Here is a 13,830-nt window from a genome sequence, read left to right as displayed (position 1 = left end):
AGGACACGAGGCGCTCGTATCGGTTGTCAGAGAGGGGAGCATATGCTGAGAGCTTCCTAACTAGAATGGCGTTCTTACCACCTCTGAACTGCGGCAGGGAAACATTCGCATGGACTATCTGACGCCGGTCGACAGCCGTTATGTTGTATCTTGAGGAGACCGATTCATATGAGTCAGTCTTGAACAAGGGTGGAACCACGAACTACACTCGTCCCTTCTGTATAGAGGGATGGGTGTTTTTTTATATGAGGTTGTTTCCTTAAAAGAACAATCTCGAAGTAATGAGCGCAGCCATTGCAAATTTTGCTAAATCGTATCTAGAAAGAAGGAGTGGACAGTATGGTCGATCTAAAAATTACATTTCCAGATGGAGCAGTCAAGGAGTTTCCAAGTGGAACAACAACAGAAGACATTGCAGCATCAATTAGTCCAGGATTAAAAAAGAAGGCAATTGCTGGTAAATTAAATGATACATTGCTTGATCTACGCACGCCAATTACGGAAGATGGGACAATTGCGATTGTTATGCCTGATTCTGAAGAAGCTTTAGAAATCGTTCGTCACAGTACAGCTCACGTAATGGCTCAAGCGATTAAGCGTCTTTATAAAAATGTTAAATTAGGGGTAGGACCTGTGATTGAAGGTGGATTCTATTACGACATTGATTCAGAAGAGTCGCTTACACCAGAAGACCTGCCAAAGATTGAAAAAGAAATGAAACGTATCATCTCTGAAAACCTTGAAGTAAAACGTATGGAAGTTTCTCGTGAAGAGGCAATCAATCAATACAAAGAACTAGGGGACGAGTATAAGCTTGAGTTAATTGAAGCTATCCCAGAAGGAGAAATGTTAACGATTTATGAGCAAGGTGAATTCTTTGATTTATGTCGCGGAGTTCATATTCCTTCAACTAACAAAATTAAGGAATTCAAGCTTTTAAGCTTAGCAGGTGCTTATTGGCGTGGAGATAGCAAAAATAAAATGCTACAACGTATATACGGAACTGCCTTCTTTAATAAAGATGATTTAAAAGAGCATCTTCATCTGCTTGAAGAAGCAAAGGAACGTGACCACCGTAAGCTTGGAAAAGAGCTTGGCATTTTTGCTCTTTCGCAAAAAGTAGGACAAGGTCTGCCTCTTTGGTTACCCAAAGGAGCAACAGTTCGTCGGATTATTGAACGTTACATAGTTGATAAAGAAGAAAGACTTGGTTATCAACATGTGTACACTCCTATCTTAGGTAGCTCTGAACTATACAAAACATCAGGACACTGGGATCATTATAAAGACGATATGTTCCCTGTTATGGAACGTGATAATGAAGAGTTTGTTCTACGTCCGATGAACTGTCCACATCATATGATGGTGTATAAGCAAGACATGCGGAGTTATCGTCAATTGCCGCTTCGAATTGCAGAACTTGGCATGATGCATCGATATGAAATGTCTGGAGCGGTATCTGGACTTCAACGTGTACGCGGTATGACGCTAAATGATGCTCATATTTTCTGTCGTCCTGATCAAATTAAAGATGAATTTTTACGTGTCGTTCGTCTTATTCAAGAGGTTTATAATGACTTTGGAATTGATAAATATAAGTTCCGTCTGTCTTATCGTGATCCTGAAGATACAGAAAAGTATTTTGATGATGATGAAATGTGGAATAAGGCTCAAAGCATGCTTAAGGATGCGATGAATGAACTCGAGGGCATTGAGTACTTTGAAGCAGAAGGCGAGGCAGCATTCTACGGTCCAAAGCTTGACGTGCAAGTTAAAACGGCTCTTGGGAAAGAGGAAACTCTTTCAACTGTACAATTAGACTTCTTATTACCTGAACGTTTTGACTTAACATACGTTGGTGAAGATGGACAGCAACATCGTCCAGTTGTTGTTCACCGTGGAGTTGTTTCAACAATGGAGCGTTTTGTCGCGTTCTTGCTTGAAGAATATAAAGGGGCATTTCCAACATGGTTAGCGCCGATTCAAGCGCAAATTATTCCTGTTTCAAATGATGTTCATCTAGATTACGCTAAGAAGGTACAAGAGAGTTTACAACAGGTTGGTGTACGGGTAGAAATTGATGAACGTGATGAAAAATTAGGCTATAAAATCCGTGAAGCGCAAATGCAGAAGATCCCTTATATGCTTGTACTCGGGGACAAAGAAAGGGAAGCTTCAACTGTTAATATTCGAAAATATGGAGAGCAAGATTCAGTATCTGTTTCTTTAGATGAATTTGTAGAGCAGATGAAGTTAGAAGCACGCAAATAAAATAGCAACCATAAAGAGGGAACTCAAAAAGGTGAAAACTAACCTTTTTGAGTTCCCTCTTAAAATAGTCATTGCAATCATAGACATTTGCGGTTAGAATAATGAAGTCGGCCACTAAAGAGTTGACGCCTTTCACTGGTTATGATATAGTCATTTAGTAAACAATTTAACATTGGAAACAAAGCAAGCAGAAGCGCCCGCTTCTCACCTGATTGACGCATTAGCAGTTTACAGGTATAATCAGTTTCATTTTAACAAATGGACAAAGTGTGGGCGTATTGCGCCTACACTTTTTTTGTACTTGAATGAAGCATAAAAGCTATTTTTATTAAACGTGGAAATGGCCATGCGATAATTTTGCTTTGATTCGTTAAAATCCTTTGGAGGTGGCTCATTATTAGTAAAGACATGTTGGTCAATGAAGGGATTCGTGCACGTGAAGTACGTCTTATTGGAGCAAACGGCGATCAAGTCGGCGTTAAGTCTAAACAAGAAGCACTTGAAATGGCACAAAACGTCAACCTTGACTTAGTATGTGTTGCTCCAACTGCGAAACCGCCTGTGTGTCGTATCATGGACTACGGAAAATTCCGTTATGAGCAACAAAAGAAAGATAAAGAAGCTCGTAAGAAACAAAAGATTATCAACGTGAAAGAGGTTCGTCTGAGCCCGAACATCGAGGATAATGACTTTAATACGAAGCTTCGTAATGCTCGAAAATTCCTTGAAAAAGGAGATAAAGTAAAAGCAGCGATCCGCTTTCGTGGACGTGCCATTACTCACTCTCAAATTGGACGGAAAGTATTAGAGCGTCTTGCAAAAGACTGTGAAGATATTGCATCGGTTGAATCAATGCCTAAGATGGAAGGACGTAGCATGTTCCTTATCTTAGCTCCTAAAGCTGAGAAGTAATATCTTTAGCTCGAACAAGATTAAAGGAGGACCTGAGTTATGCCAAAAATGAAAACTCACCGTGGAGCTGCTAAGCGTTTCAAGAAGACTGGATCTGGAAAGCTTAAGCGTTCACACGCATTTACTAGTCACTTATTCGGTAACAAGTCAACAAAACAAAAGCGTAAGCTACGCAAAGCTGGAATGGTTCATTCTGGTGACTTCAAACGCATTCGTCAAATGTTAACGTACAAAAAATAATTGATTTCGTTTTGAAAGAAAAAGGAGGGAACTTCGATGCCAAGAGTAAAAGGCGGTTATGTCGCTCGTCGTCGTCGCAAGAAGGTATTAAAGTTAGCTAAAGGGTATTACGGTTCTAAACATACATTATTTAAATCAGCGCAAGGACAGGTAATGAAGTCTTTACTATACGCTTACCGCGACCGTCGCAACAAGAAACGTGACTTCCGGAAGCTATGGATTACTCGTATCAATGCAGCTGCACGTATAAACGGTCTTTCTTACAGCCGTTTCATGCACGGTTTAAAGCTTGCTGATATCAATGTTAATCGTAAAATGCTTGCAGAACTTGCAATCACTGACGAAAAGTCATTTGCACAACTTGCTGAAAAAGCAAAAGCAAGCCTAAATGCATAAAATAAAAAGCGCGACTTATGTCGCGTTTTTTTTATTTGGAAAAGGTGCTTTACAACTGCTCGTAGGTCTTTCATGCAGCTTTCTCAATACAATAATAAAAGAAGTTCTCGAACTCACGCCACTTCAAAGTAAGTTTGTGCTATTCTAAAAGCACAGATATAGAAACTGTTTGTGAATGTACATTTGCCAAGAAGCAACCTACTTAAGAATCGAATGCAACAGGTAAAGGTGGGTTACGCCCCAAATAGTGTTAGCGATTACAGTTGGGAGGTGTCAATTATAATCCTAATTATCTACTTTATTATCATAAATCTACTAGCTTTTTTTATAATGAGAATGGACAAGACACGAGCAAAACGACGTGAGAGAAGAGTACCGGAACGAACCTTATTTATGTTAGCGATATTCGGTGGGAGTCTGGGGATATTTGCTGGAATGAAATCATTTCGACATAAAACAAAGCATAAAAGCTTTGCAATAGGGATCCCGTTTATTTTTTTAACTCAATTAGCTGTAGTCGTCTTCATCTTACCGTAGATCTAAGCATAGATTAGAGAGAGGGGGACTTGAAATGGAGGAGTTATTAGAACGTTCATTCCAATTTATTGAACAAAGTGGTTGGTTTGCTCCGTTATTTTTTGTTTTGCTCCACGTCTTTAGACAAGTACTTTTCATCCCAGTTTTGCTTATTTGCTTACTAGGAGGCTACTTGTTCGGAACGATTTACGGATCGCTTTATTCAATTATTGGTCTTACTGCTCTAAGTGTTGTCTTTTATGGACTAATTCATATTCTTCCTAGCATGAAAGATAAACTTACTGCGCTGAAACAACGATTTTTAAAAGACAAACATCAGTTGACGTTGCCGCAAATGATGATTATGAGGCTGATGCCATTTATTCATTTTCATCTAGTTTCATTATATTTAATTGAATCGACAAGGAATGTAAAAGACTATACGAAATATTCGTTTCTTGTAAGCATCCCTCCAGCTGTTGTCTATACAGCATTTGGAGACATGATTCATGAACTACCACTAGCTGGTACGGTTGTCTTTGCAGTATTTTTAGCTGTTTTGTTTCTCTTCTTCCGAAAGAAACGAACAAATATTAGATGGAATGACTTTTTCTCACCCAAAAATTCATAAAAGAGGTAGTTCAAAAAGGGTGAATTTTCCCTTTTTGAACTACCTCTTATTTTCGAAATAACTCTTTTATTGGACTTTTCCATTCGAGTTTAGCGTTCGGATAGCGTAAATGGATATCATCTGCAATAAATTGAAAGTCTTCCTTGCTCAAACCAGTTAACTGATCTGTATGCTTCGCCCATACATAAATCGAAACAATTTCAAAAGACTGCTCCGTTGTCCCTAAATACTTTTCTCCCTCGAACATGACTCCTTTGTATGTCATAAGAAAATTTTTACGTACATCTTTGTCATCATCATAGAAATAAAATTGTTTGCGATCATGAGCTTGTTCTAATTTACGCCGAGGATGGAATAAGTATTTAAAAGCCGTGTAAGCAAGTACAATAAGAGCGACTAATAGTAATAATCGAAATAAAATCACCATAATATTGAAGCCTCCTTATGAGGTAACTAGTGTTCGATTTAGTTAACTTGATTTTGACATAGTTTTATAAAAAAAGTAAAGCTTCCTACTATGTATTACGAATAAGTCATCGTTTGGTTGCGTGTTTTCATAAAAAAATTGTTATAATTACTATGTAAAGGAGTGACCAAATGGATATTCAAGGATTATTTGCGATTCAGAAACAGCTAAATGACCGAATTGTACAAGAGCATCAACTAAATGAACAAGATTTATTTAAAGAAAAACTGCTTGCTTTTCTAGTGGAAGTAGGAGAACTTGCTAATGAAACGAGATGCTTCAAATACTGGAGTCGGAAATCTTCATCAGAACGTACTGTTATTTTGGAAGAGTATGTAGATGGTTTGCATTTTGTGTTAACGCTAGGGTTATCACTCGGTTTTGAGAATATCAAGCTGAAAGAAAATGACAGCTATCAACAGTCGGTAACAGAGCAGTTTCTTACAATTATGCAACAAACACATCAACTTGATTTAAATCGTACGTTAGACAAGTATCAACAATTGGCTGATTCATTTTTCGTATTAGGACAACTGCTTGGTTTTTCTCATAAAGAAATAGAAAGATCATATCTACAGAAAAATAAAGTGAATCATCAACGCCAAGATGCAGGATACTAATAGAATTAGTCAGTTCATTTGAGTGGTGAAATCATTTTTTGTATACTAAAAGTAAGGAAGATATTGGAGGAGGGCATACATAATGACAAAACTTGATGAACGTTTACAAATGTTAAAAGACTTAACAGATGCTAATGGGGTTCCAGGGAATGAACGCGAAGCTCGTGAGGTTATGTCGAAATACATTTCACCATTTGCTGATGAAGTAACAACAGATAAGCTAGGAAGTCTTGTTGCGAGGAAAACGGGGACGGCTGACGGTCCTAAAATCATGGTTGCTGGTCACTTAGATGAAATAGGCTTTATGGTAACAAGTATTGATGAAAAAGGGTTCTTACGCTTCCAAACAGTTGGTGGTTGGTGGGAGCAAGTAATGCTTGCTCAACGTGTGACAATTATGACGAAAAAAGGTAATGTCCCAGGTGTAATTGGGTCAAAACCACCTCATATTCTAGCTCCTGAAGCACGTAAAAAGCCGGTTGATAAAAAAGATATGTTTATTGATATTGGCGCTACAAGCAAAGAAGAAGCAGTTGAATTTGGAGTGCGTCCTGGTGACTCCGTTGTTCCTGTTTGTGAGTTTACCGTGATGAAAAATGAAAAACTTTTAATGGCTAAAGCGTGGGATAACCGTATTGGTTGTGCCATTGCAATTGATGTATTACGTGAGTTACAAGGAGTCGATCATCCGAACACAGTTTATGGAGTTGGAACGGTTCAAGAAGAGGTAGGCCTTCGCGGAGCACGTACGTCTGCTCATTTGATTCAACCAGATATTGGATTTGGAGTCGATGTAGGAATTGCAGGCGATACACCTGGTATTACCGAGAAAGAAGCACTTGCCAAAATGGGAGAGGGACCACAAATCGTTCTATACGATGCATCGATGATTTCCCATAAAGGATTACGTGAGTTTGTCACAGACACTGCAGATGAACATAATATCCCTTACCAATTTGATTCAATGGCAGGAGGGGGAACAGACTCCGGTGCTATACACTTAACAGCAAATGGAGTACCAGCATTATCAATCACGGTTGCAACACGGTACATTCATACTCATGCAGCAATGTTACATCGTGATGATTATGAAAATACAGTAAAGCTGATTGTCGAAGTGATTAAAAAACTCGACAAAGAAACAGTTGAAAAGATTACGTTTGATCTATCTTGATAGTTGGTATCATGTAATGAAAAAAGATAACTCAGACTTATCTGAGTTATCTTTTTTATGAGCTTCACTTAAAAACGTAACGTCCCCTGTATCTTTCATGTTGGCCATACAAAGTTTTGTATTAATAGCTGATTCATCGTATAAAAAAGAATGAATGCACGCGATTTAAAGAGTTCAGGACTAACAAAAAAAGCATGACTAGCGCTTTCCCACTAATCATGCATTCTTTAATTATTGTAAACCTTGACTAATTTGCTGGCAAACTTCATCTTTTTGTTGTTCATTCGCATTCTTCCAGAACACTTCAAACATAACACCTAAACCAGGAAGCATCTTTTCTTCGCCTCTTTGAACGGCATCAACAATCGTTGCTTCCACTTCTTGTTCTGAATTTCCTTGAATGTTGGACATAATCGCCCCACGTAAATTAAATCCCATATTGAAACACTCCTTTTTTGAAGGTAATAATGAATCTATTTATAGTATGCATCAGCATGGACTAGATTATGACGAAAAAAATGGGTATGATGGATGAAATGAGAAAGAAGTGTCAAAGGAGTAGAACATGAAACGAATTGACTCAGTAAAAAATGAACATGTAAAACGTTGGAAAAAATTACATACAAAAAAAGGCAGAGAGACATCGAGTCGATTTCTTATTGAAGGCTATCATCTTGTAGAAGAAGCGATCAAGGCAAAGATGGTCGTAGAATATATATTAATGACAGAAGAGGTCGTTCTACCATCTACATTATCTGTACAAGATCAAGACGTCATTCTTATTAGCGACCAAGTAATGAAGGAACTTTCTGAAACTGAGACTCCCCAAGGAATTGTAGCTATTTGTGTAATCCCTACTGTACCTAAAGTGGACAGCTTAGAAGGTCGATACTTGTTATTGGATCGGATTCAAGATCCAGGAAATCTCGGGACGATGATTCGTACGGCAGATGCTGCAGGGATGACGGGGGTTATTCTAGGTGAAGGAAGTGTCGATGTATTCAATAGCAAAGCGATTCGTGCCTCTCAAGGGTCCATTTTTAACCTTCCAGTCGTAAAAGGTGATTTAGAGACATGGATTGAAACATTTAAACAAGCTTCAATTCCTGTATTTGGAACGTCCCTTGAAGGAGCAAGCTCCTACTCGGCCATTGAGCCACAAGCTCAATTTGCTTTGATTATGGGAAATGAAGGCGAAGGTGTAGCCAAATCATTACTTGAAATTACGGATCAAAATATTTACATTCCGATTCACGGTCATGCTGAATCATTAAATGTTGCTGTAGCAGCGGGGATTTTACTGTATTATTTAAGAGGATAAGCAGAAAGAAGGTTGCATCACGAAACTATATTCACTATAATAAATAAATCAACCGTATATAGTGAAATGCAAAGAAAGAGAGTAGTATGCCTTTAGCCACCATTCAGGGAGAAAATGCCTTAGACTGAAAGCATTTTTATGGAAGGAAAGACAGAATTCACTCTGGAGCAGACACTGGACCACAAGTGAACCTTGTGAAGGTGTTCCGGTTTCGACCGTTACAGCAATGAAGATAATGAGGGCACCCCCCTCATTAATAAGGGTGGTACCACGAGTCTTCGTCCCTTTTGCGGGAGCGAAGGCTCTTTATTTTGGTTATAGAGTTTGTTCAAAACGGTTGCTTTTTACCGTTTTGAACAAACTCAGACCGCAATGAGCGGAACAGCTAGCAACCAATATGGATAAACGAATATGGAGTCAAAAAGGTCGGTTATTACCTTTTTGACAAGCTCTTAAACTAAAGGAGGAAAAATGATGCGTGATCGATTAGAAGCTTTGCGCGATGAAGCATTAGCGAAGGTAGCTGTTGCTGAAGATGTGCGGGCATTGCAAGAAGTGAGAGTCGCTTATTTAGGAAAAAAGGGTCCTATTACCGAAGTGTTACGTGGGATGGGGAAACTTTCAGCTGAAGAACGTCCTATTATTGGACAAATGGCTAATGACGTTCGAGATGCAATTAAAGAACAAGTAGATCAAAAAGAAGTTGAGCTTGAGCAAGCAGCTATTGAATTGCAACTTGCAAGGGAAAGTATAGATGTGACATTGCCAGGTCGCCCAATACAAGGTGGTTCAATTCATCCGTTAACACAAGTAGTTGAGGAAGTAGAAAAGGCGTTTTTAGGACTGGGTTTTTCTGTTGCGGAAGGTCCAGAAGTTGAAGTGGACTATTATAATTTTGAGGCGTTAAACCTACCGAAGGACCACCCAGCACGAGACATGCAAGATTCCTTCTATTTTACTGATGAACTTCTCTTGCGTACGCACACGTCACCTGTTCAAGCAAGAACGATGGAGTTACATAAAGGAAAAGGTCCAGTTAAAGTCATCTGTCCTGGTAAAGTATTTCGCCGTGATGATGATGATGCCACACACTCCCACCAATTTATGCAAATTGAAGGTCTATTCGTTGATGAAAATGTACGTATGAGTGATTTAAAAGGAGTTCTTGAACAGTTTGCAAAATCATTCTTTGGAGAAGATCGTGAAATTCGCTTACGTCCAAGTTTTTTCCCATTCACAGAACCGTCTGTAGAAGTCGATGTCTCTTGTGGAATGTGCGGAGGAAAAGGCTGTCGTATTTGTAAACAATCAGGATGGATTGAAGTGCTTGGTGCAGGTATGGTTCACCCACGTGTACTTGAGATGAGTGGGTTTGACTCAACAAAATATAGTGGCTTTGCATTCGGGATGGGTGTAGAGCGTTTAGCAATGTTAAAATACGACATTGATGATATTCGTCATTTCTATACAAATGATATGCGTTTTCTCGCGCAATTCAAACGGGTGTAAAGGAGGAGTCTAAATGTTAGTCTCATATAAATGGTTACAAGATTATATTGATATAGAAGATCTTACAGCTCGTGATATAGCAGAAAAAATGACTCGTGGTGGAATCGAAATTGATTTTGTTCATCAATTAAACCAAGGTGTATCAGGTGTTGTTGTCGGATTCGTAAAAGAATGTCAGCAACATCCAAATGCAGATAAATTAAATGTTTGCCAAGTGGACATAGGTGAAGAAGAACTTGTACAAATCGTCTGTGGTGCGTCAAATATCTCGAGTGGTCAACATGTAGTGGTGGCAAAAGTAGGCGCCGTTCTTCCAGGGAATTTCAAAATTAAAAAAGCAAAGCTTCGTGGTGAAGTTTCTCAAGGAATGATTTGCTCCTTACAAGAGCTTGGAATCGAGAGTAAACTCGTACAAAGAGAATTCACTGAAGGTATTTATGTCTTCAACGATAAAGTAGAAGTTGGTAGTGATGCGCTTGCAGCACTTAATCTTGATGATGAAGTATTAGAATTAGATTTAACTCCAAACCGTTCAGACTGTTTAAATATGTTAGGGGTAGCCTATGAAGTCGGTGCACTATATGAACGGGAAGTGACATTGCCAAACATTGAAGTCATAACAAACGCAGAGGAAGCTTCGGATTACATCAGTGTCACTGTTGAGGCAAGTGAAGATAATCCATATTACGGAGCGGTTATTATTAAGGACGTAAAAGTCGGCACGTCTCCTCTGTGGTTACAGAATCGTCTCATGGCAGCAGGGATTCGCCCAATTAGCAATGTTGTCGATGTAACAAACTATGTGTTACTTGAATATGGTCAACCACTTCATGCATTTGATTATGATCGATTTGGTTCAAAAGAAGTAGTGGTTCGTCGCGCGCAAGGTGGCGAGAAGATTGTCACGCTTGATGAGCAAGAGCGTACGCTCACAAGTGATCACCTTGTCATCACAAATGGCAACGAACCTGTAGCCATCGCTGGTGTTATGGGTGGAGCAACTTCAGAGGTCCATGATGGAACGACAACTGTACTTTTAGAAGCAGCTTATTTCAAGGGAGCAACGATTCGGAAAGCTTCTCGTGACTTAGGACTTCGAAGTGATGCAAGTACAAGATATGAAAAAGGTGTTGATCAAGACCGAGTGCTTGCAGCTGGTAGAAGAGCAGCTGCTATGATTGCTGAACTTACTGGAGGAACAATTGTATCAGGTGTTGTGGAAGAAGATGTCCTTTCTTATGAGATGGCAACAGTCCGCCTTGATTTAGAACGAGTAAACAATCGTTTAGGGATGAGTGTATCCATGGAGGAAGCAGCTTCCTTTATGTCAAGATTAGGATTTACGTATGAGCAAGATGGCGATGTCTTGCATGTGACCGTTCCTTCTCGTCGTTCCGATATTCAAATTGAAGAAGATTTAATGGAAGAGGTTGCAAGATTATATGGATATGATCATATTCCAACAACACTTCCTAAAGGGGCGACAACTCAAGGAGCTCTTTCTGAATACCAGAAAAAGAGACGCCATGTTCGTCACGTATTAGCATCTTCAGGTTTGTCTGAAGTGATCACGTATTCATTAACAAGTCCTGAAAAAGCAAAAGGATTTGCATTTGAAACAACTAATAACTCACCGATTCGCTTAGCGATGCCAATGAGTGAAGATCGAAGTACAATGCGAACAAGTTTGATACCGCATTTATTTGATGTTCTTAGTTACAATATTAATCGTAAAAATCAAGAAGTTCATGTGTTTGAAATTGGTTCGATCTTCTTAACAGATGAAGATTCGTTAACGAAACAACCGACTGAAAAAGAAATGGTTACAGGTGCTTTGACAGGTTTATGGCATGAGCATAGCTGGCAAGGAGAAAAGAAGTCCGTCGATTTCTATGTAGTTAAAGGTATTCTTGAAGGTCTTTTCGCAGAATTAGGTCTAACAGAGCCAATTGTATTTGAACAAGCGAAATTGCCTGATATGCATCCAGGTAGAACAGCGCTAATATTGCTCGATGGGAAAGAAGTTGGCTTTATCGGTCAAGTACACCCAGCCTTGCAAAAGGAGTTAGGATTAAAAGAAACGTACGTTTACGAGCTTGAATTAGAAGTTCTTTTGAAGCATGATACGAAGCCAGTTGTGTATCAGGATTTGCCACGTTTTCCTGCAATGGTTCGTGACATTGCCCTTGTTGTCGATGCTCATCGTTCTGCTGGAGAAGTGGAAGCGGTCATTCGTTGGGCAGGAGGAGCACTGTTGAAAAAAGTTCGTCTCTTTGACCTATACGAAGGTGAGCATATGGAAGAAGGGAAGAAATCACTCGCCTTTTCGTTAACCTATCTTGATTCAGAACGTACATTAACAGACGAGGAAGTAACAAAAGCGCATACACAAGTATTGAAAATGCTCGAAGAACACGTAGGAGCAGCGTTAAGAGGATAAGGATCCCTTTCAATTGTTGAAGGTGACTAAAAATTCAAAAGGGCTACCCGCTAGTGCTCAATATTTGAAGCTAACTAGTCAAGGTAGCCCTTTTTGAGCACCTTCTTTTTTCTTAGTCATAATTTAAAAAACGTTCTCCCCTTTTTTCCTAGGAAGTCGCATGGCTTCGAGATTATTCAACAAGGAAATCCGCCTTTCTTGTAACAATCTCTTTAAATTTAACTGTGCGAAGTCTACATTTGTGTCATAATTCTCACATTTTCTTGATAACACTTTGTTTCAATAACTAAATCTTCATGTTATGATAGAATGTAGGATTTTATTGGAGTTATAGATTCAACTGGCAGATAGAGATAGGAGGCTTTTCCATGGCAAAGCAAAGTGGAAAGCAACGGATAACTGTTTCAATATATGGTCAACAGTATACAGTCGTCGGTGAAGAGCCTCCGGCACATGTAAAAGAAGTGGCTCATATAGTGGATCATAAAATGAGAGAAATAAGAAAACGAAACCCTTACCTTGATACAACCCGTTTAGCTGTTCTTACAGCGGTTAACATTGTTGATGATTATATGAAGTTACTAAAGGAAAATGAAAGGTTAAACGAAAAAGTCAACCAAGAAAGAACGACAGGAGACGAATAACATGCTTAGCTTTCTAATTCTATTTATCTTATTTTGCAGTTTCTTTATTGGTAGAAGAAGAGGGTTTATTCTCCAAATTATACACCTAGTAAGTTTTATTGTTGCCATCGTCGTAGCTTATAAGTACTTTGGCGAATTAGCAACCTATATTCGATTATGGATTCCATATCCTCAATTTTCATCAGATAGTACGGTTGGTATGATTATTAATACTTTTGATGCTGAAGGTGTTTACTACTCTGGTATTGCTTTTGCTATTCTGTTTTTTGCAACAAAAATTGTTTTACATTTACTAGGTTCAATGTTGGATTTCCTTGCTTACTTACCAATATTGCGTACCATCAACCAATTATTTGGTGGAATTCTCTGTTTTGTAGAGACATACCTTATTTTGTTTGTTCTTCTTTTTGTTGTGGCGCTTCTTCCGATGGAAGTTGTTCAGGATGTGATGCAGCGATCAATTGTAGTTCAAGTCATGCTTAACCATACACCCTTTCTATCAGTGTGGCTAAAGGAACTATGGATAAATAATCAATTGTAGTCGACCAACTGTTTAGCGTATAGACCAAAAAAATTATAGCTTCACTTACTATTTGAAGGTATGGAAAAAGGGATTATTATCCTTTTCCATACCTTTTTTAAAGGTAACTTATAAAATTCGAATAACGAGTTAAGCAGTGTAAAGGTATG

General features: G+C 38.8%; 15 protein-coding genes and 2 other annotated features. Of the genes, 13 read left to right on the top strand and 2 right to left on the bottom strand.

Going from position 1 to position 13,830, the window contains the following annotated elements; genetic code table 11:
- Window positions 1-339: 339 nt before the first annotated feature.
- The 6 genes from thrS (at window position 340) to SAZ04_RS01125 (ending at window position 4,966) form a co-directional block, all read left to right on the top strand.
- Window positions 340-2,271 carry a threonine--tRNA ligase gene (gene thrS / locus SAZ04_RS01150; RefSeq protein WP_332689730.1) on the top strand — a complete coding sequence of 644 codons (1,932 nt, stop codon included), beginning with the start codon at window positions 340-342 and terminating at the stop codon, window positions 2,269-2,271.
- A gap of 179 nt (window positions 2,272-2,450) precedes the next feature.
- Window positions 2,451-2,573, top strand: a sequence feature (ribosomal protein L20 leader region).
- 106 nt (window positions 2,574-2,679) lie between these two features.
- Complete coding sequence (gene infC / locus SAZ04_RS01145) at window positions 2,680-3,183, top strand: translation initiation factor IF-3 (RefSeq protein ID WP_332689727.1); 504 nt, start codon at window positions 2,680-2,682, stop codon at window positions 3,181-3,183.
- Between the two features lie 39 nt (window positions 3,184-3,222).
- The gene (gene rpmI / locus SAZ04_RS01140) at window positions 3,223-3,423 is read left to right on the top strand and encodes a 50S ribosomal protein L35 (protein WP_332689724.1); all 201 of its coding nucleotides are present in this window, start codon (window positions 3,223-3,225) and stop codon (window positions 3,421-3,423) included.
- A 36-nt stretch (window positions 3,424-3,459) separates the two neighbouring features.
- Window positions 3,460-3,819 carry a 50S ribosomal protein L20 gene (rplT, locus tag SAZ04_RS01135; protein ID WP_332689721.1) on the top strand — a complete coding sequence of 120 codons (360 nt, stop codon included), beginning with the start codon at window positions 3,460-3,462 and terminating at the stop codon, window positions 3,817-3,819.
- A gap of 213 nt (window positions 3,820-4,032) precedes the next feature.
- Entirely contained in the window at window positions 4,033-4,356 is a 324-nt protein-coding gene (locus SAZ04_RS01130; protein ID WP_431308942.1) for a DUF1294 domain-containing protein, read from the top strand.
- A gap of 34 nt (window positions 4,357-4,390) precedes the next feature.
- Window positions 4,391-4,966 (top strand): TVP38/TMEM64 family protein, encoded by a 576-nt coding sequence (locus tag SAZ04_RS01125; protein WP_332689715.1) that lies wholly within the window; start codon window positions 4,391-4,393, stop codon window positions 4,964-4,966.
- Between the two features lie 46 nt (window positions 4,967-5,012).
- On the opposite strand, the gene SAZ04_RS01120 is transcribed toward SAZ04_RS01125, so the two are convergent.
- A complete protein-coding gene (locus SAZ04_RS01120; protein WP_332689712.1) occupies window positions 5,013-5,393 on the bottom strand; it encodes a sigma-w pathway protein ysdB in 381 nt (126 codons plus the stop codon).
- 170 nt (window positions 5,394-5,563) lie between these two features.
- On the opposite strand from SAZ04_RS01120, the gene SAZ04_RS01115 reads away from it, so the two are divergent.
- The gene (locus tag SAZ04_RS01115; RefSeq protein ID WP_332689709.1) at window positions 5,564-6,052 is read left to right on the top strand and encodes a dUTP diphosphatase; all 489 of its coding nucleotides are present in this window, start codon (window positions 5,564-5,566) and stop codon (window positions 6,050-6,052) included.
- Window positions 6,053-6,134: 82 nt separating this feature from the next.
- Window positions 6,135-7,226 (top strand): M42 family metallopeptidase, encoded by a 1,092-nt coding sequence (locus SAZ04_RS01110; protein WP_332689706.1) that lies wholly within the window; start codon window positions 6,135-6,137, stop codon window positions 7,224-7,226.
- 231 nt (window positions 7,227-7,457) lie between these two features.
- Here the strand turns inward: SAZ04_RS01110 and sspI are convergent, their stop codons facing one another.
- Entirely contained in the window at window positions 7,458-7,664 is a 207-nt protein-coding gene (gene sspI / locus SAZ04_RS01105) for a small acid-soluble spore protein SspI (protein ID WP_332689703.1), read from the bottom strand.
- A gap of 127 nt (window positions 7,665-7,791) precedes the next feature.
- Between sspI and SAZ04_RS01100 the strand changes: the two genes are divergently transcribed.
- The 5 genes from SAZ04_RS01100 to SAZ04_RS01080 all read left to right on the top strand — a co-directional run bounded on the left by SAZ04_RS01100 (window position 7,792) and on the right by SAZ04_RS01080 (window position 13,681).
- Entirely contained in the window at window positions 7,792-8,547 is a 756-nt protein-coding gene (locus SAZ04_RS01100) for a TrmH family RNA methyltransferase (protein WP_332689700.1), read from the top strand.
- Window positions 8,548-8,609: 62 nt separating this feature from the next.
- Window positions 8,610-8,836 (top strand) — a binding site (T-box leader).
- A gap of 185 nt (window positions 8,837-9,021) precedes the next feature.
- Entirely contained in the window at window positions 9,022-10,056 is a 1,035-nt protein-coding gene (gene pheS, locus SAZ04_RS01095; RefSeq protein WP_332689938.1) for a phenylalanine--tRNA ligase subunit alpha, read from the top strand.
- A gap of 13 nt (window positions 10,057-10,069) precedes the next feature.
- On the top strand, window positions 10,070-12,496 hold the full coding sequence (gene pheT / locus SAZ04_RS01090) for a phenylalanine--tRNA ligase subunit beta (RefSeq protein WP_332689697.1): 2,427 nt from the start codon (window positions 10,070-10,072) through the stop codon (window positions 12,494-12,496).
- 368 nt (window positions 12,497-12,864) lie between these two features.
- Window positions 12,865-13,140, top strand: coding sequence for a cell division protein ZapA (zapA, locus tag SAZ04_RS01085; RefSeq protein ID WP_332689694.1), 276 nt, complete (start codon window positions 12,865-12,867; stop codon window positions 13,138-13,140).
- A gap of 1 nt (window position 13,141) precedes the next feature.
- Entirely contained in the window at window positions 13,142-13,681 is a 540-nt protein-coding gene (locus tag SAZ04_RS01080; RefSeq protein WP_332689691.1) for a CvpA family protein, read from the top strand.
- Window positions 13,682-13,830: the final 149 nt, after the last annotated feature.

It is taken from the genome of Halalkalibacter lacteus, assembly GCF_036663595.1.
GTDB classification, from domain to species: domain Bacteria; phylum Bacillota; class Bacilli; order Bacillales; family Bacillaceae_D; genus Halalkalibacter; species Halalkalibacter lacteus.
This window is presented reverse-complemented; position numbering and strand designations above follow the sequence as displayed.